Source organism: Geodermatophilus tzadiensis, assembly GCF_003002915.1.
Lineage (GTDB): Bacteria > Actinomycetota > Actinomycetes > Mycobacteriales > Geodermatophilaceae > Geodermatophilus > Geodermatophilus tzadiensis.
In genome coordinates this window covers 39,796-62,748 of the sequence record NZ_PVTG01000021.1, presented here as the reverse complement: position 1 = coordinate 62,748, position 22,953 = coordinate 39,796, and the positions used below count along the sequence as shown (strand labels likewise).

Annotated in this window: 25 protein-coding genes, 1 pseudogene and 1 riboswitch; of the genes and pseudogenes, 12 read left to right on the top strand and 14 right to left on the bottom strand. The window is 74.3% G+C overall.

What is annotated here, in order from left to right; translation table 11 throughout:
- Nucleotides 1–22: 22 nt before the first annotated feature.
- Both LY71_RS21390 and LY71_RS21385 read left to right on the top strand, forming a co-directional pair.
- Nucleotides 23–952, top strand: coding sequence for an MBL fold metallo-hydrolase (locus LY71_RS21390; RefSeq protein ID WP_211297472.1), 930 nt, complete (start codon nt 23–25; stop codon nt 950–952).
- 13 nt (nt 953–965) lie between these two features.
- Nucleotides 966–1,889 carry a fumarylacetoacetate hydrolase family protein gene (locus LY71_RS21385; RefSeq protein WP_211297471.1) on the top strand — a complete coding sequence of 308 codons (924 nt, stop codon included), beginning with the start codon at nt 966–968 and terminating at the stop codon, nt 1,887–1,889.
- Nucleotides 1,890–2,157: 268 nt separating this feature from the next.
- On the opposite strand, the gene LY71_RS23620 is transcribed toward LY71_RS21385, so the two are convergent.
- The gene (locus LY71_RS23620) at nt 2,158–2,319 is read right to left on the bottom strand and encodes a hypothetical protein (RefSeq protein ID WP_170121431.1); all 162 of its coding nucleotides are present in this window, start codon (nt 2,317–2,319) and stop codon (nt 2,158–2,160) included.
- Nucleotides 2,320–2,699: 380 nt separating this feature from the next.
- Nucleotides 2,700–2,827: riboswitch (cyclic di-AMP (ydaO/yuaA leader) on the top strand.
- A 12-nt stretch (nt 2,828–2,839) separates the two neighbouring features.
- On the opposite strand from LY71_RS23620, the gene LY71_RS21380 reads away from it, so the two are divergent.
- The 4 genes and pseudogenes from LY71_RS21380 (at nt 2,840) to LY71_RS24585 (ending at nt 4,988) form a co-directional block, all read left to right on the top strand.
- On the top strand, nt 2,840–3,352 hold the full coding sequence (locus LY71_RS21380; RefSeq protein ID WP_106281593.1) for a C40 family peptidase: 513 nt from the start codon (nt 2,840–2,842) through the stop codon (nt 3,350–3,352).
- 86 nt (nt 3,353–3,438) lie between these two features.
- On the top strand, nt 3,439–4,074 hold the full coding sequence (locus LY71_RS21375) for a DUF2238 domain-containing protein (protein WP_106281591.1): 636 nt from the start codon (nt 3,439–3,441) through the stop codon (nt 4,072–4,074).
- 9 nt (nt 4,075–4,083) lie between these two features.
- Nucleotides 4,084–4,647: pseudogene (locus LY71_RS24340) on the top strand (carbohydrate kinase family protein); the annotation flags it as partial.
- A gap of 14 nt (nt 4,648–4,661) precedes the next feature.
- Complete coding sequence (locus LY71_RS24585) at nt 4,662–4,988, top strand: PfkB family carbohydrate kinase (protein WP_106281676.1); 327 nt, start codon at nt 4,662–4,664, stop codon at nt 4,986–4,988.
- 45 nt (nt 4,989–5,033) lie between these two features.
- Here LY71_RS24585 and LY71_RS21360 read toward each other — a convergent pair whose 3' ends face one another.
- From LY71_RS21360 to LY71_RS21350, 3 genes are all read right to left on the bottom strand, one after another.
- Nucleotides 5,034–5,537 (bottom strand): hypothetical protein, encoded by a 504-nt coding sequence (locus tag LY71_RS21360; protein WP_106281587.1) that lies wholly within the window; start codon nt 5,535–5,537, stop codon nt 5,034–5,036.
- A gap of 122 nt (nt 5,538–5,659) precedes the next feature.
- Nucleotides 5,660–6,082, bottom strand: a complete 423-nt coding sequence (locus tag LY71_RS21355) for a hypothetical protein (RefSeq protein ID WP_106281585.1) — start codon at nt 6,080–6,082, stop codon at nt 5,660–5,662.
- Nucleotides 6,075–9,347: a TM0106 family RecB-like putative nuclease gene (locus tag LY71_RS21350; protein WP_106281583.1), complete on the bottom strand. Its 3,273-nt coding sequence runs from the start codon at nt 9,345–9,347 to the stop codon at nt 6,075–6,077. The genes LY71_RS21355 and LY71_RS21350 overlap by 8 nt, the downstream gene beginning before the upstream one ends.
- A 66-nt stretch (nt 9,348–9,413) precedes the next feature.
- On the opposite strand from LY71_RS21350, the gene LY71_RS21345 reads away from it, so the two are divergent.
- Complete coding sequence (locus tag LY71_RS21345; protein ID WP_106281581.1) at nt 9,414–10,817, top strand: ADP-ribosylglycohydrolase family protein; 1,404 nt, start codon at nt 9,414–9,416, stop codon at nt 10,815–10,817.
- 130 nt (nt 10,818–10,947) lie between these two features.
- Nucleotides 10,948–11,331, top strand: a complete 384-nt coding sequence (locus tag LY71_RS21340) for a nuclear transport factor 2 family protein (RefSeq protein ID WP_106281579.1) — start codon at nt 10,948–10,950, stop codon at nt 11,329–11,331.
- 17 nt (nt 11,332–11,348) lie between these two features.
- Here the strand turns inward: LY71_RS21340 and LY71_RS21335 are convergent, their stop codons facing one another.
- The 5 genes from LY71_RS21335 to LY71_RS21315 form a co-directional block, all read right to left on the bottom strand.
- Entirely contained in the window at nt 11,349–12,896 is a 1,548-nt protein-coding gene (locus tag LY71_RS21335) for an SIR2 family protein (RefSeq protein WP_106281577.1), read from the bottom strand.
- 231 nt (nt 12,897–13,127) lie between these two features.
- Nucleotides 13,128–13,559 carry an ester cyclase gene (locus LY71_RS21330; protein ID WP_106281574.1) on the bottom strand — a complete coding sequence of 144 codons (432 nt, stop codon included), beginning with the start codon at nt 13,557–13,559 and terminating at the stop codon, nt 13,128–13,130.
- Nucleotides 13,560–13,651: 92 nt separating this feature from the next.
- Nucleotides 13,652–14,023 (bottom strand): type II toxin-antitoxin system death-on-curing family toxin, encoded by a 372-nt coding sequence (locus LY71_RS21325; protein ID WP_106281571.1) that lies wholly within the window; start codon nt 14,021–14,023, stop codon nt 13,652–13,654.
- The gene (locus tag LY71_RS21320; protein ID WP_245888190.1) at nt 14,020–14,220 is read right to left on the bottom strand and encodes a ribbon-helix-helix domain-containing protein; all 201 of its coding nucleotides are present in this window, start codon (nt 14,218–14,220) and stop codon (nt 14,020–14,022) included. Before LY71_RS21320 ends, LY71_RS21325 begins: the two co-directional genes overlap by 4 nt.
- Nucleotides 14,221–14,262: 42 nt before the next feature.
- Nucleotides 14,263–15,651, bottom strand: a complete 1,389-nt coding sequence (locus tag LY71_RS21315; protein ID WP_106281567.1) for a DUF4407 domain-containing protein — start codon at nt 15,649–15,651, stop codon at nt 14,263–14,265.
- Nucleotides 15,652–15,815: 164 nt separating this feature from the next.
- On the opposite strand from LY71_RS21315, the gene LY71_RS21310 reads away from it, so the two are divergent.
- The 4 genes from LY71_RS21310 to LY71_RS21290 all read left to right on the top strand — a co-directional run bounded on the left by LY71_RS21310 (nt 15,816) and on the right by LY71_RS21290 (nt 19,130).
- Nucleotides 15,816–16,232, top strand: a complete 417-nt coding sequence (locus tag LY71_RS21310) for a cupin domain-containing protein (RefSeq protein WP_106281673.1) — start codon at nt 15,816–15,818, stop codon at nt 16,230–16,232.
- 266 nt (nt 16,233–16,498) lie between these two features.
- A complete protein-coding gene (locus tag LY71_RS21300) occupies nt 16,499–18,229 on the top strand; it encodes a DUF6398 domain-containing protein (protein WP_106281564.1) in 1,731 nt (576 codons plus the stop codon).
- Between the two features lie 281 nt (nt 18,230–18,510).
- On the top strand, nt 18,511–18,741 hold the full coding sequence (locus tag LY71_RS21295) for a FitA-like ribbon-helix-helix domain-containing protein (RefSeq protein WP_245888181.1): 231 nt from the start codon (nt 18,511–18,513) through the stop codon (nt 18,739–18,741).
- Nucleotides 18,738–19,130, top strand: a complete 393-nt coding sequence (locus tag LY71_RS21290) for a type II toxin-antitoxin system VapC family toxin (RefSeq protein ID WP_106281562.1) — start codon at nt 18,738–18,740, stop codon at nt 19,128–19,130. The genes LY71_RS21295 and LY71_RS21290 overlap by 4 nt, the downstream gene beginning before the upstream one ends.
- 201 nt (nt 19,131–19,331) lie before the next feature.
- On the opposite strand, the gene LY71_RS21285 is transcribed toward LY71_RS21290, so the two are convergent.
- From LY71_RS21285 to LY71_RS21265, 5 genes are all read right to left on the bottom strand, one after another.
- Entirely contained in the window at nt 19,332–19,568 is a 237-nt protein-coding gene (locus tag LY71_RS21285) for a DUF5615 family PIN-like protein (RefSeq protein WP_170121430.1), read from the bottom strand.
- Complete coding sequence (locus LY71_RS24330; protein WP_245888179.1) at nt 19,565–19,792, bottom strand: hypothetical protein; 228 nt, start codon at nt 19,790–19,792, stop codon at nt 19,565–19,567. The genes LY71_RS21285 and LY71_RS24330 overlap by 4 nt, the downstream gene beginning before the upstream one ends.
- Nucleotides 19,793–20,102: 310 nt before the next feature.
- On the bottom strand, nt 20,103–20,465 hold the full coding sequence (locus LY71_RS21275) for a DUF4333 domain-containing protein (RefSeq protein ID WP_146146205.1): 363 nt from the start codon (nt 20,463–20,465) through the stop codon (nt 20,103–20,105).
- 173 nt (nt 20,466–20,638) lie between these two features.
- Complete coding sequence (locus tag LY71_RS21270) at nt 20,639–22,003, bottom strand: DUF4407 domain-containing protein (protein ID WP_106281558.1); 1,365 nt, start codon at nt 22,001–22,003, stop codon at nt 20,639–20,641.
- A complete protein-coding gene (locus LY71_RS21265) occupies nt 22,000–22,887 on the bottom strand; it encodes a hypothetical protein (protein WP_106281556.1) in 888 nt (295 codons plus the stop codon). The genes LY71_RS21270 and LY71_RS21265 overlap by 4 nt, the downstream gene beginning before the upstream one ends.
- Between the last annotated feature and the right edge of the window lie 66 nt (nt 22,888–22,953).

Sequence of the window (22,953 nt, the reverse complement as noted above, 5' to 3'; positions counted from 1 at the left end):
ACCGCCCGCAGCCGGCGGTCCGGTGAGTACCGCGATCGAGGCCGCGACGCTGCAGCAGGTGGCACCGGGCGTCTTCGCCTACGTGCAGCCCGACGGCAGCTGGATGATCAACAACACCGGCGTGGTCACCGGCGACGACGGCGCCGGGCTGATGGTCGACACCACCTCGACCGAGGCGCGCAACCGGGCGCTGTTCGCGGCGGTGGCCGACGTCGCCCGCGGTCGGCTGCGCGCGGTGGTGAACACCCACCACCACGGCGACCACACCTTCGGCAACTGGCTGGTCCCCGAGGGCACGCCGGTGGTGGGGCACGCGCACAGCCGGGAGGACCAGGTCGCCGCGGGCCTGCTGGCCGCGCAGGTGCTCACCGGGCCGGACTACGGCCACCTCGAGGTCCGCCCGCCCGACGTGACGTTCACCGGCGCGATGACGCTGCACCTCGGCGAGCGGGCGGTGGAGCTGCACGCGGTCGGGCCGGCGCACACGCGCGGCGACGTGGTCGTGTGGCTGCCCGCGGAGCGGGTGGCGTTCGCCGGGGACATCGCGTTCGCCGGCGGCCAGCCCTTCCTCGCCGAGGGCAGCGTGGCCGGGTACCCGCGGGCGATCGAGGCGCTGCGCGCGCTGGAGCCGGAGGTGCTCGTGCCGGGGCACGGGCCGGTGTGCCGCGGCGCGGAGGTGCCCCGGCTGCTCGACGACCTGGCCGGCTACGCGGCGTTCGTCGACTCGACCGCCCGCGAGGGCCACGCGGCCGGGTGGTCGCCGCTGGAGACGGCGCGGCGGCGCGCGGACAACCCGTACGCGGCGTGGCAGGAGTCCGAGCGGCTGGTGGGCAACCTGCACCGGGCGTACGCGGAGCTCGACGGCGGAGCACCGGGAGAGCGGCTGCCGCTGACCGCGATCTGGCCGGACATGGTCGCGTTCCACGGCGGCCCCATCGGCTGCCGGGCGTGAGGGAGGAGAGCTGGTGCGCTGGGTGACCTACGTCTCGCCGTCCACCGGGGCCGAGCGGGCCGGGCTGCTGCGCGACGGGCAGGTGCACGGGCTGGACGCCGCCCTGGTCGACCTGCTGCCCGACCTCGCCGCGGCCGCCGACCGCGAGCCGGTCGAGGTGCTGCCGGAGGAGGGGCTCGTGCTGCGGGCGCCGGTGCCGCGGCCGCCGTCGGTGCGCGACTTCCTGTCCTTCGAGGAGCACGCGCGCAACGCCTCGGCCGCGTTCGGGCGGGAGGTGTCCCCGGTGTGGTTCCGGCAGCCGGTCTTCTACTTCGCCAACCCGGCGGCGATCCGCGGCCCGGGCGAGCCGGTGCCGGTCTCCCCAGGCTCGGAGGCCTTCGACTACGAGGTCGAGGTGGCCGCGGTCGTGGGCCGGGGCGGGTCGGACCTGACGCCCGAGGAGGCCGAGGCGGCGATCGCCGGCTACACGGTGTTCGTCGACTGGAGCGCCCGCGACGTGCAGGGCGTGGAGTCGCAGGTCGGACTCGGGCCGGCGAAGGGCAAGGACGGCGCGACGACGATCGGGCCGGTGCTGGTGACGCCCGACGAGCTGGAGCCCTACCGCTCCGGGCACGGCTACGCGCTGCAGATGAGCGCCTCGGTGGACGGGGCCGAGCAGGGCGGCGGCAGCTGGGCCGACATCCGCTGGTCGTTCGGGCAGATGCTGGCCTACGCGTCCCGGGGGACGGAGCTGCGGCCCGGCGACGTCGTCGGCAGCGGCACGGTGGGCACCGGCTGCCTGCTGGAGCTGCGGTCGCTGCACGGCGAGGAGCGGCACCCGTGGCTGCGGCCGGGCGTGGAGGTCGCGGTGACGGTCGAGGGGATCGGCACGGTGACGGCGCCGATCGTCGCGGGCCCCGATCCCGTTCCCCTGGGTCCGCCGGCGTCGACCTCCTGAGGAACGCCGAAGGCTGCCACGGCCTCGAGCCGTCGACGCGGACGCCGTCGTCCCGGACGTGCAGCGCCACCCCACCGATCCCGGGCGCACCACACCTCACCGCGACGTACCTCGTGCTCTGCCCCGCCTGGCGGGGCAGAGCACGACCGTCCTCAGGTGGTCGTCCGCTGTCCGTTGGCTGCCCGGGGTCTAGCAGCACGGCCGTCCCCGGACACGACGCGACCCCCGTCCCGGGGGTCCGGGACGGGGGTCGCGAGGTGAGCCGGGATCAGTACCCGCGGCGGGCGGTGCCGCCGCCGCGACCGCCCTTGCTCTTGGCCTGGTAGTCGCGGATGAACTGCTTGATCTTGGCCTGGTTCTGCGGCTTCTGCAGCTCCTGCACCACCTTGGCGGCGACGCCCGAAGCCACGAGCTTCCTCAACATCCCCATGGGGAGCCTCCTCCTGTCGGTCCCTGGACCCGTGCCCCGTCAACGCGCGTCGCAACCGTGGCGCTCCCGGCGTCATCCGGTCGGCCGACCGTGGCCGCGTCCTGACGGTGCGTGCGGACGCACCGCATCGTCCTTTCTTCTCGGCGGCGGCGCGTCACGGCGGAGGGCCTCGGCGGGGCGGCGGGGGCCGGACGACGACGGCGCAGGTCAGACCCGTGAGTCGGACACCGACGCCGGCGTCAAGTCGATCGTGGTCGCCCGGGCGTGGCGGCCCGAACGGTCGGTTGAAGGCTCACCAAGGCCTACCTAGCGTCGTCGCGGTTCGGCCAGGGCCCTTCGTCACCTACCCCGTGACACCCGCCGGACACGCCTAACCGGGTGCCGGCCTCCCGCCGCACCCGGGCCGGGGACCCACCGCACCACTGGGGTGGAGCGCGACTCGTCGCGCCGGGCGACTCCTCCGTCCGAACCCGTCAGCTAACCCGGCAGGCGATCGTGGAGAACAGGAGAACCGTCGTCGATGACGACTGCACGCACGTCCACCGCTCGCCGCTCGTTCCGCGGCATCGCCGTCGCCGCCGTCGCCGGGGCCGGCATCGTCCTGGCGCCCGTGCCGGCCTCGGCCGCCGTGGGTGGTGTCACCGGTGGGACCGTGGCCGCCGCGCCGGCCGCTGCGCCCAACAGCGCGGCCCAGACGGCCGTCGACACCGCGCTGGCCCAGGTCGGCGACCCCTACGTCTACGGCGCCACCGGTCCGAACTCCTTCGACTGCTCGGGCCTGACCAGCTTCGCCTACAAGGCGGCGGGTGTCACCGTCCCGCGCACGTCGAAGGCCCAGTCGACCTTCGGCACCGCCGTGGCGAAGGCCGACCTCAAGCCCGGTGACCTGGTGTTCTTCTACAGCCCGGTCTCGCACGTCGGCATGTACATCGGCAACGGCCAGATGGTGCACGCCTCGACCGCCGGCAAGCCGGTGGCCGTGGTGAGCCTGGACTCCATGCCGAGCTACCAGGGCGCGCGCCGCGTCGCCTGACGCACACCGCTGCACGGTGCCCCGGCCGGACTCCCGGCCGGGGCACCGTCGCGTCAGGAACGGGCAGGGACGGGTAGGGCGACGACGTGGACCGACGCACGCTGCTGCTGGGTGACTGGACGCCGGTCGTGCGGGACGGCATCGACGTCCTCCGGCTGCTGGTCCTGGGCGGGGCCGTCGCCTACGCGGCCGCCGGGAACTGGGGATCGGCAGGGGTCCTGGCCGTGCTGGGGAGCGTCACGCTCGTCGCGCGCCTGGTGAACCTGCCGCGGCTCTACGACCTGTCGCTGACCCTGGGCATGGCCCTGCAGGGGTTCGGCGAGACGTTCGGTCTCTACGACCAGTGGGTCCGCTTCGACGACCTGGTGCACTTCACCCTGCCGATGCTCACCGCCCCGGTCGTCTACATCGCACTGGCCCGGCTGGACGTCGTCCCCGACCCCCGCGACGAGACGCACGTGCGGCACTACGTCGGCATCGCCGTGGTGACCGCGGCCCTGGGCATCGCCGTCGGCGCGCTGTGGGAGCTGTACGAGTGGCGGTCCGACGCCTGGTGGGGCACGCAGCTCTCGGAGAGCAACGACGACACCAACGGCGACCTGCTCCGCGACACCCTCGGCTCGCTGGTCGGCGCGGGCCTGCTGGTCGTGTGGGCCCGCTTCGGCTGGGGCTCGGTGCGGCGCATCCCGGGCGTGAACACGCACGAGGAGATCAGCGCCTAGCGTGCTGCCGTGACCTCCCCGGGCCCGGACTGGCCGCACCCGGCCGGGCGGGGACCGGTCGTGGCGGTGGGCAAGCTGGTCGCCGACCAGGTGCTCGAGCTGTCGGCTCCCCTGGTCGTCGGCGGCCAGCAGCGCGTCGTGCGGACGACGACGGCGGGCGGCGCCCCGGCCAACGTCACGGCCGGCGTGGCCCGCCTCGGGGCGCCGACGCGGCTGGCGGGCTGGGCCGGCGCCGACCCGCCCGCCGACGGGCTGCTGGCCGGGCTCGCCGCGCGGGGTGTCGAGGTGGCGGTGGTGCGCCGCGGCCGGGCGCCGCTGTCGACGGTGCTGGTGCACCCCGGCGGCGAGCGCACGCTGCTGAGCGACCGCGGGGAGGGCGGGCTGGAGCCCTCCGACGTCCGCGACCCGTGGGTCGCCGACGCGGCCGTCGTCCACCTGGACGGCTACGACCTGCTGCGCTTCCCCGGCGCACTGCGGGCCGTCGCGTCGGCGGCGCACGGGCGCGGGGTGCCGGTCAGCGTGGACGTCGCCGCCGCGACCCGGATCGCCGCCCACGGGATCGGGGCCTACGTCGACCTGCTCACCGGCTGCGGCCGGACCTGCTGTGCGGCAACGCCGACGAGGCCGCCGTCCTGGGCCTGGACGGCGCACGGCCGGCCTGGGCGCCGCCCCTGGTGCTGGTGCACGACGGCGTGCGCCCGACCCGGGTGGTCACGGCGGCGGGTGTCCGGCAGGTGCCGGTCGAGCCGCTGCCGGAGGGACGGCTGCGCGACACGACCGGCTGCGGGGACGCGTTCGCGGCCGGCGTGCTGACCGGCTGGCGGGCCGGGCTGCCCCTGCTGGACGCCGTCCGGTCGGGTCACGCGGCGGCCGCGGTGGTCGCCCAGGTGGTCGGCGCCCAGCCACCGTCGTGAGGCACTGCGGCCGGACGACGTCGGCGCGGGGAGCACCCGCCGGGTTCACGCGGAGCAGACCGACTCGGCCACCATGGCCACGAAGTCGTGCGCCTGGTCGTCGGACACGGAGGGGAACATCCGCTCCACTCCCTCCGACATCCGGAACTGGTCGTACTCCGGCTGCGCCAGCCGGACGCAGATGCCGTCGGCGAGCACCCAGCCCGTGTGCGGGTCCAGCGGGATGCCGATCTGCTGCATCGCGGTGGCGAACTCGGGCGGGACCTCCGGCGTGGGTGCCACCTCCGCGGCGGTCGCGGCCAGCGCGGGCGCCGGCGCGGTCGGGACGGTCGGGGACGTGCTCGCCACCGGGGTCTGCGCGGCCCGGTCGGCGGCGGCCGCGTCGTCGTCCTGCTCCCCCGAGGCGACGAGCAGCGCGATGGCCACCGCGACGACGACCAGGGCGCCGACTGTGGCCAGCAGCAGCGGGCCGCGGGGGCGCCGGCGCGCCGGGCGGTGCGCGTGCCGGTGCCGGTCGGCAGGGGCGGGGCTGGTGGTGGGGTCGGCCATGAGGAGGCTCCGCGGCGACTCAGCGGGACGCACGGGGCGCCTACGGCGTCTTCGTGGCCCCCGTGTGAGGCGCGGAGCCTACGCGCCGAGCGATCCCGCCGGGACCCTCCGCCGCCCCGTCCTCAGTACCGGACGCCGAGGTGCTCGGCCGCGCAGCCCGTGCACAGGCCGGTGTTGTCGTGCACGTGCTCGCGGCCGCTGACCTGCCGGCACACCGGGCACCAGCGGAACGTCCGCCGTCGCCGGCGGGCCACCTCCTCCGCCGCCTCGGCCAGCTCCGCCCGCTCGTACAGCACCTCGTCGGAGGAGAACCGGCGGTCGGCCGCGAACTCCCACACCAGGTCGTTGCCGGCCCACCGCGGCTCGGGACGGGCCAGCGTGAAGCCGAACCCGTCCCAGCCGACCGCCACCTGCGCCGGCTCCCCGCTCACGAACCACCGCTCGTGCTCCGGCCCGCGCACCTCGGTCCAGCCGGCGCCGAGCGCCCGCACCAGCACGTCGGGTGCCACCCCGACCAGGGCGGCGAGCCCGGCGGTGTCAGGCACCCGCCATCTCCGCGAGCCGGCACAGCGCGTTGACCTGGCGCAGCTGCTCCGGCGTCCGCACCTGGGCGTCGAGCAGCAGCGGGCTCATCACCACCACCGCCAGCGCCTTGGCCCGGGAGACCGCGACGTTGAGCCGGTTGAGGTCGTAGAGGAACGACACCCCGCGCGGGGCGTCGTCGGCCGACGTCGAGGTCGTCGAGTACACGACCACCGGCGCCTCCTGGCCCTGGAACCGGTCGACGGTGCCCACCCGCGCGCCGTCGGGCAGCAGCGAGCGGATCAGCGCCACCTGGTTGTTGTACGGCGCGACGACGAGCACGTCATCCGGCCCGATCGGCCGCTCGGCGCCCTCGGCGTCCACCCAGCCGACGCCCTGCAGCGACCGCCAGACGGCGGCGACCTCGGCCGCCTCCTCCCGGGACGCCGCCGACGCCGACACCGTGTGGGACACCGACCGCACCGCCAGGCCGCTGCCGGACACCAGCCCGCCCGGCCGCACGGTGATCCGCTCCCGCAGCGGCGCCGACTCCAGCCGGCCCTCGTACGCCAGGTCGGACACGAACGCGGTCAGCGCCGGGTGCATGCGGTAGGTCGTGTCGAGGAAGACGCCGCGGCCCTCCGGCACCGTCGGGTGGCCCTCCAGCAGGTGCTCGAGCGCCGAGAGCCCGGAGTCGCCGGGGTGGACGCCCTGCGACGGCTGGGCGAGCTGCTGCGGGTCGCCCAGCAGCACCAGCGACCGCGCGGACCGCGCCACCGCGACGGCGTTGGCCAGCGAGAACTGCCCGGCCTCGTCGACGACGAGCACGTCGACGGCCTCGGCGAGGTCGGGCTGCGTCCAGAACCACGCCGTCCCGCCGACCAGCGACACGTCGCCGTCGAGCAGCCGCGAGGCGACCTCCTTGCCGTCCCTCGACCACTCCACGCCGGGCGCGCCGCAGGCCTGCTTCTCGTCGCACTTCTGCAGCGCGGGCCGCCCGACCGCCGACAGCACGTTGCCGATCACGGCGTGCGAGGTGGCCGTGACGCCGACCTTCTTGCCGGCGTCGAGCAGCGCGCGGATCAGGTGCGAGGCCGCCCGCGTCTTGCCGCTGCCGGGCGGGCCCTGGACGGCGAGCACCTCGCCGTCGAGCGCGAGTCCGATGCGGACGACGGCGTCGCCGGCCTGCTCGTCGGGACGGCGGCGGCAGTCGGCCGGCACCCGCCGCTCCAGCAGCGCCTGCCCGAGACAGGGCTTGCCGGTCAGCACGGCCTCGGCGGTGGCCGCGATCGCCCCCCGCATGCCCTTGTCGTCGATCGGCCCCTCCGGACCGAGCGCCCGCGGCGCGGGCTCCTTGGTCGACTTCACGACGACGCGGCCGGCGACGGCGTCCAGCTCGCGGATCTCGCCGACCCGGACGCGGGTGTCGACGTCGACCACCTTGGACCCCACCGACAGCTTGGTGTCCTGCGTCGGGAAGCCGAGCGCGTAGAGCTTCGACCGCTTCTCGGTGCCGACCTCGACCGGCGCCGACAGTCCGCCGAGCACCGTGCCGTCCTCGACCAGGGCGGCGTCGTCGAGGTCCTTGCGGCTGAAGAACTCCCACCAGCCGGGGCGGGCCTCGCGGCGGTGCCACTGGACGAGGTCGGCGAGCAGGTCGTGCCCGGCCTCCTGCAGCCGGCCGACCAGCGCCAGCTCGGCGAGCTCGGCTTCCGACCGCTCGGCCGGGCCGGTCGTCTCCGAGACGAGCGGGCGGTCCTGGCCGCCGAACTCGCGCTCCAGCTCCTCGCGCTGCGTCTCCAGCCAGTCGTGCAGCTCGCGGGTGGAGTCGACGTCGTCCTTGTTGTAGAGCTCGATGTCCACGAGCCGCTGGGGGTCGCGGTCGGCGAGCCACTTCTCGTAGGCGATGACGCTGCCCATCGCGTCGGCGACGTCGCCGGTGTGCTGCCGGCCGTAGAACGCCTCGACCTTCTTGATCGAGTAGGAGCCCTTGCTGATCCGCATCGACTGCTTGACGACCGGATAGAGGTCGACGAACCGCTCGGCGCGCAGCAGCTCGTCGAGCTCGGCCTCGCGGACGCCGTAGCAGCCGGTGAGCCGCTTGAGCGCGCTGACCTCGTAGGCGGCGTAGTGGTAGACGTGCATGCCCCGGTCGGCGTGCCAGGCCGCCCGGATCAGGTCGATCAGGTCGGCGACCATCTGCTTCTCGGCGGCGGGGTCGTGGGCCCACAGCGCGGTGAAGCTGCCGTCGCGCCGTCCGATGCCGGCGAGGTACTCCAGCCCGGCGCCGTCGGCGGAGTGCGGATCGCCCTCGAAGTCGAGGTAGAGGTCGCCGTGGCTGGGTTCGGGCAGCCGGAGCAGGCCGGTGTTCTTGGCCGGCGGGAGCAGGGTGCGGGTGGGGACGCCGGTGGTGCGCTCGCGCAGCTGCTCGCGGGCCTGCTCCTGGACGCGGGTGCGGGTGGCCGCGCCGATGCGGGCGGCCTTCAGCGTCGCGTCGTCGGCGGCGGCGAGCTGCTCGAGGGTGGTGATGCCGGCGGTGCGCAGGGCGGCGCGGGTGTCGGCGCGCATGCCGGCGACGAGGCTCAGGTCGTCGGCCGCGAGCAGTTCGCCGTCGCAGCGCGGCTTCCAGGTGCACTGGCTGCAGTAGGGGGTGGGGACCGGCTCGGTGGCCGGGGGGTCGGCGACGAAGGCGGTCAGCTTCGCGCGGGCGCGGCGGGCGTAGGCGGCGACGTCGACCAGCCGCCACGGGTGGGCGACGCCGTCGCCGGTGACCACACAGACGCGGTCGGGCTGCCGGCCCTGGAGGACGGCGAGCCGCTCGGCGTAGGTGGCCATCTGCAGCAGCGCGGGCACCTTGACGCGGCGGGCGAGCTTGGCGTCGGCGACCTCGTAGGACCACTCCCCCAGCGCCGACGGGGTGGGCACCTTGAGGAGGAAGTCGGCGGCGCCGGCCCACGTGCCGTCGGTGAACTGCGCCTGGTGGACGACGTCGACGCCGGCGCGCATCGCCTGCAGGGTGAGCGCCTCGGCCTCCCGGCGGCCGCGCGCGTCCAGGCGGACGGGGATGCGCACGACGCTGCGCCCCTCGGCCTCCATCGCGTCGAGGTAGCGCAGCTCGTGCTCGGTGCCGAGGTCGGCGATGAGCTCGGCGTGGTCGCCCGGGCCCTCCGCGAGCGGCGCGAGCCGGCCGTCGGCGACGGCGAGATCGAGCGTCGTGAGGTGGGCGCAGGCCTGGTGGCGGGTCAGGTCGGTGGGGCTCAGGACCAGGGAGCCGTCGGTGCGGTACATCGAGACGGGACGGTCTCATGCGGGCGCCGGGATCGGGGCGTCCCGCGCCGGAGGGAGGATGCGTGCGTGACCGCTGGACTGCACCGCTCGCACCGGGTGGCCGGGGCCCTGGTCGGGTCGGCCGTGGGGGACGCGCTGGGCGCGCCGTTCGAGTTCGGCCCGCCCGGGGCGTTCTCGGCGCGCTTCCCCACGCCCGCCCGGGGGTCGGCGACCGAGATGTGCGGCGGCGGGTCCCTGGACTGGGAGCCGGGTGAGTTCACCGACGACACGCAGATGGCGCTGCTGGTGGCGCGGTCGCTGGTCGAGCGCGGCGGTCTGGACGAGGCCGACCTGTTCGACCGGTTCGCGACCTGGGCGGCGGCCGGCCCGCCGGACATCGGCGTGCAGACCCGGGTGGTGTTCGACTCCGGGCTGCCGTGGGACCGCGCGGCGGCCGAGCACTTCGCGCGCACCGGGCGGGCGGCGGGCAACGGCTCGCTGATGCGGACCACGCCGGCGGCGATCTGGTTCTCCCGGTTCGGCACCGCGGCCACGGTGGACGCCGCCCGGCGCATCTCGGCGCTGACCCACGGGGACCCGGCCGCGGGTGAGGGGTGCGCGGTGTTCCACGAGCTGCTGCGGGTGGCGCTCGACGGCGGCGACCCGCTGGCCGCCGTCCCCGCAGCTCTGGAGCTGGTCGCCTCTTCGGAGCGCGAGCGGTGGGCGACCGTGCTGGCGCCGGACTGGGAGCCGTCGAGGGCCACCGAGTCGAACGGTGCGGTGTGGCCGACGCTCGGGCAGGCGCTGTGGGCGCTGCGGCACGGGCGTGACTTCGCCGAGGTGCTGCGGCTGGTGGTCGACCTGGGCGGGGACACCGACACGGGGGCGTGCGTGGCCGGCGGGCTGGCCGGGGCGGTGTACGGGATGGGCGGCATCCCGATGCGGTGGGCCTCGGTGGTGCACGGCCGCGTCCCCGGGCACGGCGACCGGGTGGAGCGGCTGGCCGACCTGCTGCGGCTGGCCGCCGACCTCGACGGCAAGGAGTTCTTCCAGGCGGAGACCGGCGTGATCCCGAAGGTTGGGCCGGCGGAGGTGCTGCCGGGGATCTGGGCGGGCAACCTCGACGGCGCGCGCTGGAGCGAGGAGGACTTCGCCGTCATCAGCCTGTGCCGGCTGGCCGAGCCGTTCCCGCACACGCTGCACCGGATGGCCTACCTGACCGACAACAACCACAACGTGGACGTCGACGTCGTGCTGGCCGACGTGCTCGACGACCTCGCCGCGCTGCACGCCGAGGGCCACCGGGTGCTCGTGCACTGCCACGGCGGGGCGTCACGCACCGGGCTGGTGCTGCGTGCCTGGCTGGTGCGCGAGCAGGGCATGACGCCGGCCGAGGCGACGGCGCACGTGGCCGAGCGCTGGCCCTACCTCGGGCTGTGGAACGACAGCTTCACCGCGGCGCTGGAGCGGCTGGCCGCGCGGTCCGGCTGATCACGCGATCGCCACGGGCAGCGGGCTCCGGGACCTCGGTCCCTACCCCGGCCGGGGAGACGCTCACTACCTTCCCCGCTCACGGGGCCGTGACCGCACGGCCCGGGTGCTCGGCGGAGGGGGAACCGCGATGTCCCAGTCGGACGTGGCCGCGCTGCGGGAGGCCTACGAGGCGTTCAGCCAGGGGGACTTCGCGGCTGCCAGCAAGGTCCTGGCCCCGGACGTCGAGTGGGTCGAGCACGGCGTGGGCATGCCGTACAGCGGGACCTGGCACGGCCGCGACAGCGTGGTCAACGACGTGTGGACGTCGTTCGCGCAGTACTGGGGCGGCCCGGGTGTGGTGGGCCTCGAGACGGACCAGTTTCTGGACGCCGGTGACCAGATCGTGGTGACCGGCCGCTTCGTGGGCAGGGACAGCGAGGGCCGGACCCTCGACGCCCCGTGCGCTCACGTCTGGCGCATGTCCGACGGCGTCGCCACGCACTTCGCCAACTACACCGACTGGACCGTGTAGGGGAGCTCCGACCCGGTTCAGAGATCGGCGAGGCCCTGGATGGCGTCCCGGATCTGGCCGTAGTCGTCGAACCAGACGATCTGCACCCCGAGGTCCCGCAGCACCTCCTCGGCCAGCCCGTGGTGCCAGGCCAGGAAGGAGCCGAGGGTCGCTGCCGGCACCTCCTGCAGCGTCTCGTCCTCCCGGAGCAGGTCCGGAACCGTGCGCCGCTTCATGAAGGCGTAGTGCCGGACGGTCTCACTGCTCCGCGACCCGATCTCCAGGAGCCGCCGGAGGTTCGGATCGGTCATGGACAGCCCGATGAACACGCACGTGTGCTCACGGATGGCGTTGAGCTGGACGATGTTGGTCCAGTGGTACGGGTCGGTGTAGAGCGCGTGGTACTGCTGCTCGGCGAAGACGACCGGCTCCCGGGCGGGTCTACCGGTGTTCGCCGGGTCCCGCGGCAGCAGGCCGTGCACGTGGTAGACCGGCAGCTCGTCGGCGCGGGGCGCCGCGCTGGCCTCGAACACCGACAGCGCCTTGACCCGCCGGGTGGCGAGGTTCTCCTCCAGCAGGTCGTCGAAGTTGTAGGTGACGACGGAGTGCACCCGGGACCCGCGTCGGGTCGCCATGCAGAGGTCCGAGATGGCCCACAGCAGAGGCCGGCCGCCGTCCGCCCCGACGTCCCGGTACAGGACCGAGGACAGCCGCTCCTCGAACCCCTTCCCCTGCTGGGCCAGCGCCCGCTGGACCGCGCGGGCCGCCTGCAGCGGGGAGTCGCTGCTGAGGCGCACGGTCAGCCGCTGCAGGTGGGCGAGCTCCTCCCGGGACAGCGAACTCCCGAGCTCCTCCTCCAGTGCGCTGCGGTAGAGGTCGGCGATGATCTGCGACCAGGACGGCAGTCCGAACTCGACCGATGCGCCGGCGCCGAGGAACAGCGAGATGCCCTCCGAGGCGTAGACCGCCTGCAGGTCGGCCAGGCTCTGCTCCCGTGCAGCCGTGTGGGCGAGGTCGGTCGTCGCGGTCGGGAGGCTCGACGCGGTCGCCCGCAGGGGCGCTCGCCGGTCGGCGTCCAGCAGGGCGGACGGGTGCTCGTCCGCCAGCGTCCGCAACTCGTCGATGCCCCAGACGGCGATCGTGGGCGCGTCCTGCAGCGCCGCGTCGAGGGTCCGCCGCTCCGACTCGAGCACCGCTCGCAGGTCGTCGTCCACGGGGGCGTTCTGCACGACGAGGACCGTGCGCGCGTCGACGACCGCGCCCTCGAGCACCAGGTCGCGCAGTCGCTCGCGCAGCCGGCGGGCGACCAGTCGCCTCCCGGGCCGGGCGAAGTACCGGACGTCCACCGCCACGGGCCCTGGCAGACCCGCCACGCCCCCCGTGATCACGGCATCGAACCGGGAGCGCCCCCGGCTGGTGGACGACGGCACCTGCGCCTCGGGCGCCGCGGCGCCGCCACCCTCGGCCCGGAGCAGTGCCACGACGATGCTCTCGAACCGCCGCGAGGCGAGGAGCAGGTTGTCGACGGCGGCGAGGTCACGCAGGGCGTCGTCGAGGGCCTGCGCACCGTCGGGAGGTCGGGGCACTGCGTCCTTGCCGGTGTCAACCACAGCGAGCCCTCATCGTCCGGAGCGGGCCGTCGAGCACGGGGCCGACCCACCCTGCGAGCCGCCTCCGGCGCGGAGTGTCACACGAGCCGGCGGGGCCGGACCACCGTGACGGCCGCGGTCGCTCGGACCGCCGCGAGAATACGGTCGGACCGCGACGGCCGGCGCCTCAGCGCTCCTCGGTACCGGACGGTGGACGCCGGGCTGCTGTCAGGCTGAGGCGGGAGCCGGGACAGCGCCCAGTTGCACCATGAGGCCGAGGAGGTCGGCGGTCGTCCAGCGCTCGACCACCTGGTCGCCGCGGAACCGCATGATCGTGATGCCCTCCAGCACGTAGGGCCGGCCCGTGGCGGGCACACCCATGAACTCGCCGCGGTGCTCGCCGGTCACGACGAACCGGCAGCTGAACAGGTCGCCGTCCGTGAGCCGCTCGTGGATGTCGAACTGCGGGTTCGGGCGGCCCGGCGCCCCCAGGGCCGACCAGAACTGCTCGTAGAACGCGGCCACGGCGGTCTTGTCCATCGGCTGGGGTTCCGGGCCGTGGTACCGGACGTCCTCGGCGTACACCTCGAGGTAGCCGGGCAGGTCCCCGGCGTGCCACCGCTGCCGCGCCCGTTCGACCAGTTCGGCGGGAGTGGTCATGACTCCTCCTGGACATCCCGACCCCGCAGTCTGCGGGAGGACCGTGGCAGCCGGACCCACTCGCCTCCAGAGGCGTTCGGCCCGCGAGTCGGTCAGCGCGTCGTGACCCGCAACCGCTCGGCGATGTCCTCGACGGGCACGGAGCACGCCGAGACGTCCATAACCAGAGCGAAGGCGGCGTCGTCGTCCAGGTCCGGCGCGTGCCCGTTGACGTCGAGGAACACCACCGCGGCGAGCCAGGCCAGTCTCTTGTTCCCGTCGACCAGCGGGTGGTTCTTGGCCAGTGAGTGCAGGAGGGCCGCCGCCTTGAGCGGGAGCGTCGGGTAGGCGTCCTGGCCGAACGCCTGGGCGCGCGGTCTGCCGGCGGAGGAGTCGAGCAGCCCGACGTCGGCCACCGGGCCCGCGCCGAGGACCCGCACGAGCAGGAGGAGGTCCTCCAGGTCGAGGTACTCGACCTCCGTCACACGGTGCCGAGCCGGTGGAGGACGTCACTCCACCGGCTCGCCAGCCGCTCGGCGCTCTCGGTCACCCGGGCGGAGTGGCCGCTGCGTGCGTAGCGCTCGAGGACAGCGCGCCGGATGACCTCCTGCCGGGACGTGCCCTCGGCCTCCGCGAGCGCGGTGAGCGCCCTGTCGAGTTCCTCATCGGTGCGGAGCGTCATCGCCACGGCGTGATGATACCGCCGTGATACCGACGTCCCGTGTCAGACCGCGACGCGATCGCTCGGACGGCGGCGCGCGGTGCGGACCGTCCGCGCTGCCGAGCGGGCGAGCCGGATCGGGCCGGTGTCCCAGATGCTGCCGGGCTCCTCGACCGGCGGCGCCGGCTGCGACGTAGGACGCGCGGCCTCCTCCGCGTCGAGCTGGGCCTGCGCCAGCGCGGCGAGCCGGCGGGCGCGGATGGCGGCCTTCTGCCGGTCGAGGCGCTCCTCCTCGGCCATGACGAGCAGCTCCTCCTTGGCCTCGGCCACGGTGCGCCGCGACTGCTGCTGCAGCTCCTCGATGTCGATGTCGCTGCGGTCGCGCAGGGCGGCGAGCTCGTCGTAGGCGGTCGGCGGGCCGAAGTTGAGCAGCACCTTCATGAGCACCGGCAGGATCTCCACGCACATGAACAGCAGCGAGAGCATGAACTTCGCCGCGGCCAGGGTGGCGTTGCGGTCGCTGAGCCGGTCGAGCGCCTCCAGCCGCAGCAGGATGCCGCCGGAGCCCTCGTTGGTGGCGTCGAAGGCGGCCTGCAGCCGGTCGAGCTCGGCGGTGAGCCGGGCCAGCTCGGCGGAGTCGGTGGCCAGCGCGGCGGCAGCCAGGTCGGCGCTGCGCGACTCGGCCCCGTCGGCGGCGTCGAGGGCGGCGTCCAGCTCGCCGCGGGCGCTGGTGACGACGGCGGCCTGCGCGTCGGCGGCGGCGCGCGCCTGGACGTAGGCCTCGCCGGTGCCGGCGTCGCCGGTGCCGCAGGTGCCGTCGAGCTCGCACTGGGCGCGGGCCTCGAGGTCGCGCTGGGTGGTCAGCGCGGCGTCGTAGGCGGCCTGCTTGGCGGTGACGTCGGCCTGCACGGCCACCAGCGCGGGGTCGGACTGACCGCCGGTGGCGACGACGTCCTGTTCCTGCGTGACCTTCTCCTGCAGCTCGTCGAGGCCGGCGAAGCGCGCGTCGGACTCCAGCGACTGCCGGTAGGCGTCGGCCGCCTCGGCCTGCATGACGGTGATCTCGGCGTCGATCTCCTTGTGGAACACCTGCAGCGTCAGCGGGGTGGCGACGACGACGCCGAGGATCAGCGCCAGCCCCACGCGCGGGACGGCGAGGGCGAGGTTCCGCTTGAGCGAGGCGTCGTGCGCCATGCCGACGAGCAGCATCCGGTCGAGGTTGACCACGACGGCACCCCAGCCGAGGCCGAGTACCAGCGCGAAGGGCCACCACACGCCGAGGGCCATGTGCAGCGCGAAGGCCGCCGAGGCGACGGCGAGGCCGCCGGTGCTGAGCAGGACGCCGCCCAGCGCGGCGAACTTCGGCCGCGCGCCCGGCGCCGCCTCGAGCAGGTCGGGCCGCGCGCCACCGAGGACCGCGAGGCGGTCCTGCAGCCGTCGTCGTCCAGCCATGCGAGAGCCACTCCCCCGAACGACGGGGGTCTGACCGCCGCTCCCCTGGCTCATCGGCAGTCCCGTCCCCGGTCAGGACCCGGTCGTCACACCCGTCCCATCGCGGGACCGATGTGCTCACCGGCGCCTTGACGCACGGCCTCGGCGCGCGGTCGGCTGAGGTCATGACCGAACAGCAGGCCGACGGCTGGCACCAGCCACTGCGGCACATCCGGGCCGACGAACTCAGCGGGGACACCGGCCAGACGAGCGGCATGTCCCGGCGGGAGGCGATCTCGGCCAAGACGGTCGGCTCGCAGCGCGTGTGGATGGGGCAGACGCACGTCGCGCCGCGGACGTCGTCCGGCGACCACCACCACGGCGACTCCGAGACCGCCATCCACGTGCTGCGCGGCCACCCGGTGTTCGTCTTCGCGCAGGACGACGAGGAGGTGCGGCTGGCCACCGGGCCCGGCGACTACATCTTCGTGCCGCCGCACACCCCGCACCGCGAGGAGAACCCGACCGACGAGGAGGCCGTGGTCGTCATCGCGCGCAGCAGCCAGGAGGCGATCGTGGTCAACCTCCCCGGGCTGACGTGATCGGCCGCGAGCCCCATCGTCCTGTAGTCGGTCAGACACCCCGTCGGGAACAGCGCCGTCAGGCAGCGGCTCGGGATGCGGCCATCCTCGCCGACGATCCCGGTGGCGACGACCTGGACGCACTCGCCGAGCACGTCGCCCGGACGCCGATCGACGACCTCGACTGATGTGCCCGATCCGCCTTCCCCACCTTCCGGAGGAGCACCCGTATCCACAGGAGCTGACGGCCGCCTCGAACCGGCTCGGGAGTCACTAGCGTCGTCCGGGTGGCGAAGCGCCAGCACCGCAGGCGGCCGCCGTCGGGACCGCGCCGCGGACGGGACCGGGCCGATCGTGCCGACCGGCGCAGTCCGGACCTGGTCGACGAGGTCACCGGGGCCCTCGACACCGGCGAACCGCTCGACCTGCTCGCGCTCACGAGCGCGTTTCTGGCCGCGACCGACCCTCGCGAGCGCCGACTGCCTAGGAAGCGGGACGACCTCCGGCTGCCTCCGCGCGAGGAGATCGTCGCGACCTTCTTCGAGGTCCCGCAGCGTGCGACGTCGGCCCTGCTGACGGCGATCGCCGCCCTGACCGGGGACGACGTCCTGCGCTCGCGGGTCCGCCGGGAGGTCGCCGCGCGTGGACACGTGCTCCCCCACTGGCTCGCCGAGCTGGACCAGGCACGGGCGCACGACACCGTCCTGCGGATGGCGGACGTGCTGGGGGACGGCGAGAGCCTGGTGTGCGGCGTGGTGCTGCCCGGCTGCGCGGAGCTGTCGGCCGCCGTCTCCGTCGACCACAACCTGGGCACGGTGGCGACGGACGGCTTCGTCGTGCCCGGCGCCCTCCCGGACCTCGTCGAGCTCATGCGCGGCGACGCGGAGGACCCGGACGTCGTGTTCACCGAGCTCGACGCGGCCGACGCCCGGGCCCGGGTCACCGAGGCGGTGGAGCACGGCGCCCTGCTGTTCCCGCCGCCGGAGAGCGACACGTGGCCGGCCTGCCGTCCGCTGGTGGAGTGGGCGGCCGGGCTGCTGCCGGCCGGTGGCCGCGGCTACGAGCGGCCGGAGTGGAGCGACGTCGAGAGACAGGCACTCGCCGGGCGCTTCCTGGCCTCGCCGTTCGCCGCCGGACTGGACGACGCCGACTCCCGGGCACTCGTGGACCACCTGCTCTGGTACGGCTGCGACTACGGCTCGGGCGACCCGCTGCACTGGAGCCCGGCAGCCGTGGAGATCGTGCTGGCCGACTGGATCCCGCGGAAGATCGTCGCCGACTTCGCCCACCTGAGGAAGGCACCCGCCGTGCTCCGCGCGCTCATCCGGTTCAGCCACGCCGAGCGCGGCATCCGGCCCAGGCTGACCGAGCAGACCGTGGCTGCTGTCGACGAGTGGGAGCCGGAGTACCAGGCGGCGATCCGCTCGTCGCGGCCGCAGGGTCCCGAGGCGCTGCTGGCCGCGATGGGCGTCCTCGACGTCGAGGAGTACCTCGACTCAGTGGTGCTGGACGAGCTGCGCCGCGCGGTGGGCGGCGCGCGGGCGCTCGAGGAGCTCGACGACGCCCCGCTCCCGGACGAACCGTTCCGGGAGGACGCGGTGCCCGCGGACGTGCGGCAGCGGGTGGGTGAGGTCCGGAAGCTGGTCGACCGGTGCTGCGACGCGCTGTGCGACGTCGAGCACCGGACGGCGGCCCGCCGGCTCCTGGCCGCAGTGGCGGCCGGGGATCCGACCGTCTTCCGCCGCCGGGGCCGGGTCGAGACCGCAGCCGCCGCCATCGTGTGGCTCGTCGCGCGGGCCAACCGGAGCCTGTACCCGCACGGCATCCAGGCGCAGGAGCTGCTGAGCTGGTTCGGGGTGGGCTCGGTCTCGACCCGCAGCCGGCCGGTGCTGGCGGCGATCGGGGTCGACCCGCACCACCCCGGCGAGCTCGCCCTGGAGTCACCGGCCTACCTGACGGCGGCCCGCCGTCGTCAGCTCATCGCCGAGCGGGACCGGCTGGCAGGGAACGGGAACTGACGGCACTCGCCGAGCAGCAGGGCCACCACCGCGGAGGAGTCGACGACGATCGTCACCGGCGGTCGTGGTCGTGGAGCTCGAGGACCTCCTCGGCCGCCAGCCGGCTCCCGGTCGCCCCGACCCGCTGCTCGAGCCGCGAGCTCGTCATGCGTCTCGTCCGGCACGTGCCGGATGGTCATCGACACGGGTGTGCCCGCAGATCGGCAGCACGACCCGACATCCGGCGCGTGATCACCCCGAGCACTAGATCGACGCATGCGAATCGCATGTAGCCTTTCCTCATGGGCAAGATGCTCCAGGTGCGCAACGTGCCCGACGACCTGCACGAGGAGCTCCGCCGCCGCGCAGCGGCCGCCGGCATGTCCCTGTCGGAATACGTGCTGCGGGAGCTGCGTCGCGTCGGTGAACGCTCGCCCATGGCTGAGGCCTTCGCCCGCGCCGCCGCGCTGCGGATCCCGCTCCCGGTGGACGAGGTGGTCGAGGACATCCGGGCCGACCGCGACGGCCGGTGATCGTCGTCGACGCCTCGACGGTGGTGGTGGCGCTCCTCGACAGCGGTCAGGGCGGGCAGGAGGCCCGAGACCTCATGCTCGGGGACGAGGCGCACGCTCCCCACCTCCTCGACGTCGAGGTGCTCTCTGCCGTCCGGCGGCACGTGCTGGGCGGGCGGCTCAGCGCGACCGCCGCTCGGGACGCCGTGGACGTGCTGCGGGAGCTGCCCGTGGTCCGCCACGGCCACGACCCGTTGCTCGACCGGGCACTGCAGCTGCGCGACTCGGTCACCGCCTACGACGGCGTCTACGTCGCCCTGGCCGAGTTCCTGGAGGCCACCCTGGTCACCGGCGACCGCAGGTTGGCCCGCGCTCCGGGGGTGCGCTGCCCGGTGTCGACGATCAGCTGATGCCCCCGACACCCGCCGACCGGCCGGCACGCCTGTCACGGCATCCGTCGGGCTCGCCCGGTCCGACCAGAACCCGGGGCACGACGAGGTCGACGGTGTAGGCGGCGTGGTGGGGACTCGCCGCCTTGCCATCGCACTCTGGCCGGTGGACCGTCACCGACCCCGCCGAGAGCTCCTCACCCCTTCGGGTCAGACGCGCGACTAACGGCGCCCGTGGACCAGCAGCAGGCCGGCGTGTGCGTCGAGGTCCAGCGGCGCGTAGTCGACGACGTTCTCGGTGACGACGACGCGCCCGGTCTCGCGGGCCCAGCGCGTCACCTCGGCGTCCTCCCGACCGACGAGGTCCGGGACCTCGACGACGGCGACGACGTCGTGGCCGGCGGCCCGCAGTTGCTCCGCGAGCCTGCGCGGGTACATCTCGTCGAGCAGCAGACTCACCGGCCGGGACCGGCCAGGACCTCCTGCTGGCGACGCCAGGTCGCCTCCGCCTCCTTCACCGCCCGCTCGTGCGCCGCGATCCGCGCGTCGACCTCGTCCCGGTGGTCGGCGTAGTAGGCGACGGCTGCCGCCACCTGCGTCGGGGACAGCGACGTCATCCCGGCGACCGTCGCGACGACGTCCGCGGGACGCTCCTTCTGGACGGTCCGGAGCGTGCGGATCACCTCGTCGACGTCCGGCCCGGCGACCAGCCCGGCCCGCCGACCGCTGGGACCGTCACGGAAGGTGATGCCCAGCTGGGCTTCGCGACGCAGCGCCTCGTCCAGGAGGTGCTCGATGGCGACGACACCGACACACCGCGCCGCCCGGCCAGGTCGGCAAGGCGGTGGAGGACGTCGTCGGACAGACGCACGGACCTCGGACTTGCCTTGACTACAGCGTAGTCAGGTCATGAGGAGCGACGTCTGCTTCGGCCGACCGATGCTGACGACCCATCGGATGCCGCAATCACCGGCCTGTGAGGGGCCCGCGACATCACACGATCTCCCAGGTGTACGACGCCGATACCGCGTCGGTGATGACGACCCTGATCGTCAGGCCTTCGCCATCGTCTGTACGTCCGGTGCACTCGTACTGAGCGCCGGTGATGACGTGCATCCGCTGGGTGCAGGAGATCTCGGAGGCGACACCGAAGGTGTCCTCGAACTGCGCGGCGATGTCCCTCTCGGCTCCGTCAGGATCCAAGACCGAGGACGCACGAGAGGGCTGGTGGGCAGGGGCCGCGACTCCCTCGACCGGATGCGCGCACGCCGCCACGCCGAGGAGCAGCACCAGGCCGAGGAGGATGAGCCTCCAGCGCCGCATCGCAGAACTGGCTTCAGTCGGCTTCTCGGCCATGTACGAAAGCACGGGTTCCCCGCTCCAGAGTCAGACAGTCGACCGTGGATACAGCAAGACGTCGGCCAGGCTGCGGTGCGGCACGCCATGGGCTCCGTCCGCTCGGGCTGCGACAACAAAGGCACGTACTGACAGCCCACCGGCCAGGTGTCCCACACCGCACGCGCGAACGGCTACGGACGCTTGACGAGGTCCGTCCCGTGGCCGTTGACCCGGCGCGCGCCGGCGAGCTGCTCGTCACGCCAGCGCCCGACGCCGTGGCGGGTCACGTCGAGTTGCGCGTCGAGCACCATCCCGGTCGCCCGTGACTCCGCTTCCAGCGTGCGCGCCGCCCGCGCCTCGGCCGCCGCCAGTGCCGACCGGGCCAGCACCTCGGCCTCCTCGTATTCGCTCTGCATCCGCAGGCGGACCCGCTCCTCCACCTTCTCGTCCCCCAGCGCGAGCAGCCGCTCGTAGAGCGACGGCGGGGCCAGCGCGAGCATCGTTTTGAACAGGATCGGCAGGCACTCGAGCGCGGTCATGAAGGCGAAGAGCAGCCAGTGTGCCGTCGCCAGCGTCGGGTTGTCCTCGCCCAGGCGTCCGAGCGCCGTCAGCCGAGCGAGGATGCCGTCGCTGGTGCCGACCGCCTCCTGGTGCCCGGCGACCTCGACGTCTCGGCTCTCCTGGGTGTCGGCGACCAGCGTCTCCAGCTGATCTAGGTCCGCCCGCTGGTCGGCGGTCTTCTGCGCCTCCTCCGCCTCCAGCTTCGCGCGCACCTCGACCTTGAGGTCCTCGAGTCGCTGCGTGAGCTCGATGACCTCTCGCTCGAGGCGGTCGCGCACGATCCTCTTGGCTTCGGTCTCGGGCCCGTCCCCCCGCACACCGCTGCCACCCGTACCGTCGCGCTCCGCCTGGTACGCCTGCTCGGCCGCCTCGAACCGGGCGCGCGTGTTCACCAGCTCCTCCTGCAGGGCAACCACAGCAGGATCCGCGTTGACGTCCGCGGGCGTGACCCCGTCGGCGATGTCGGCCTTCAGTGCGGCGATCTGCTCGCGCAGCGCCGGCAGCTGGGCGTAGCGGCTGTCCTCGGCGAGCTGCCGGGTGAAGGCGTCCTCCTCCTCGGCGGCCATGACCCGTACCTCGGTGCCGATCTCGGCGCTGAAGACTGCCAGCGTCAGCGGCGTCGAGACGACGGCGCCGATGAGGACGGCGAGCAGGACGCGCGGCGTCGCCATGGCCAGGGTGCCGGCCTTGCTCGTCAGCCGCGGCGAGGAGACGACGAGCCAGCGGTCGAGGTTGAGGATGACCAGGCCCCACACGAGACCGCCGACGATGGCGACCGGCCACCACAGGTGCAGCGCCAGGTGGAGGGCGTAGCTCGCGGACACGACCGCCAGCCCGGCGGTCGAGAGCAGGACGGCGCCCATCGCGACCTGCTTGCCGCGCTCCTTGGGCGCCTCGCGCAGCACCTCGCGGTTGGCGCCGGCGACCGTGAGCAGCTGCTCGGTGATGCCGGCGCGGCTGAACAGGCGGCGGGCTGCCGACGTCCGGGTGCTCACTTCGGGTCCTTCCGGCCGGCATTGCGCAGGCTGTCGACGAGGGAGGAGGGGACGCCCACGAAGCGGGGCGACGCCTCGAACTGCGGGCGGAGGGCCTCCTGGTCGGCCCAGAAGGCGTCGAGCCGCTGGGTGACCGGCGACGGCGCACCGACGGTCGCCGCGACGTCGGAGTGCAGCGACACCGGCGGCGGTGCGCTCACGGTGGGGAGGTCGAGCTGCGGCACGGCGACGGCGGCCACCATCGGCGTGGCCGCGGGCATCGTCGTGAAGCGGTTGCGGCCGACCACCTCGATGCGCCGGCTGGCGTCGACCCGGACCATCGCCTCGCCGCACGGCGGGTGGCCCGCGCGGCCGTCGACGAGGACGTCGAGCGCGTGCTCGAAGCACCAGGTGACCAGGACGCGCGACCCGGGCCGGACGATCGTGTGGCTCACCGACAGCGCGCGCAGCACGGGCACCTGGCTGTCGTGCGGGCCGCCGTCCGCGGGGACGCCGTGCCGGCAGGCGATGAACCGCGGCTCGCCGTCCGCCGTCCCGGAGGAGCGCCGCTGGGCGTCCTCCTCGCGCCAGTCGCGGATCCAGCGGTCGGTCCACGGCAGGGACGAGTCCGGCCGCCGCGCTCCCCCACCGCCGCCCGTGCGGCGCACCGGACTGCTGCCGCCGGTCCACCGCCATGCCTTCGCGCGCAGCCAGGCGAGGAGCAGGAGGAGGAAGAAGGACCAGAGGAACGCCTCGGCGAGGTCCTTGAGGAAGCCGGCGACGCGGTCGGCCTCGAGGGAACCGCTCCACTCGGTGTTGCCGTTCAGCGCGACGAAGCCGGCGAGCAGCAGGACGACCGCCCAGCCGACGACGAGCGGATCCCGGCGCAGCGGTTCCCGGAACACGTCTCCCCCACCCGCGGGTGACACCCGCTCGTCCGACCAAACGGACCCCTCCGTTCCGGAGTCCTC

Bases quoted from the DNA above. Each gene is read 5' to 3' on its own strand.
- LY71_RS23620 (WP_170121431.1), bottom strand. From the start codon at position 2,319: ATGGGGATGTTGAGGAAGCTCGTGGCTTCGGGCGTCGCCGCCAAGGTG.
- LY71_RS21330 (WP_106281574.1), bottom strand. From the start codon at position 13,559: ATGACCACTCCCGCCGAACTGGTCGAACGGGCGCGGCAGCGGTGGCAC.
- LY71_RS21360 (WP_106281587.1), bottom strand. From the start codon at position 5,537: ATGGCCGACCCCACCACCAGCCCCGCCCCTGCCGACCGGCACCGGCAC.
- LY71_RS21315 (WP_106281567.1), bottom strand. From the start codon at position 15,651: ATGGCTGGACGACGACGGCTGCAGGACCGCCTCGCGGTCCTCGGTGGC.
- LY71_RS21340 (WP_106281579.1), top strand. From the start codon at position 10,948: ATGTCCCAGTCGGACGTGGCCGCGCTGCGGGAGGCCTACGAGGCGTTC.
- LY71_RS21310 (WP_106281673.1), top strand. From the start codon at position 15,816: ATGACCGAACAGCAGGCCGACGGCTGGCACCAGCCACTGCGGCACATC.
- LY71_RS21275 (WP_146146205.1), bottom strand. From the start codon at position 20,465: ATGGCCGAGAAGCCGACTGAAGCCAGTTCTGCGATGCGGCGCTGGAGG.
- LY71_RS21380 (WP_106281593.1), top strand. From the start codon at position 2,840: ATGACGACTGCACGCACGTCCACCGCTCGCCGCTCGTTCCGCGGCATC.
- LY71_RS21350 (WP_106281583.1), bottom strand. From the start codon at position 9,347: ATGTACCGCACCGACGGCTCCCTGGTCCTGAGCCCCACCGACCTGACC.
- LY71_RS21320 (WP_245888190.1), bottom strand. From the start codon at position 14,220: ATGACGCTCCGCACCGATGAGGAACTCGACAGGGCGCTCACCGCGCTC.
- LY71_RS21295 (WP_245888181.1), top strand. From the start codon at position 18,511: ATGGGCAAGATGCTCCAGGTGCGCAACGTGCCCGACGACCTGCACGAG.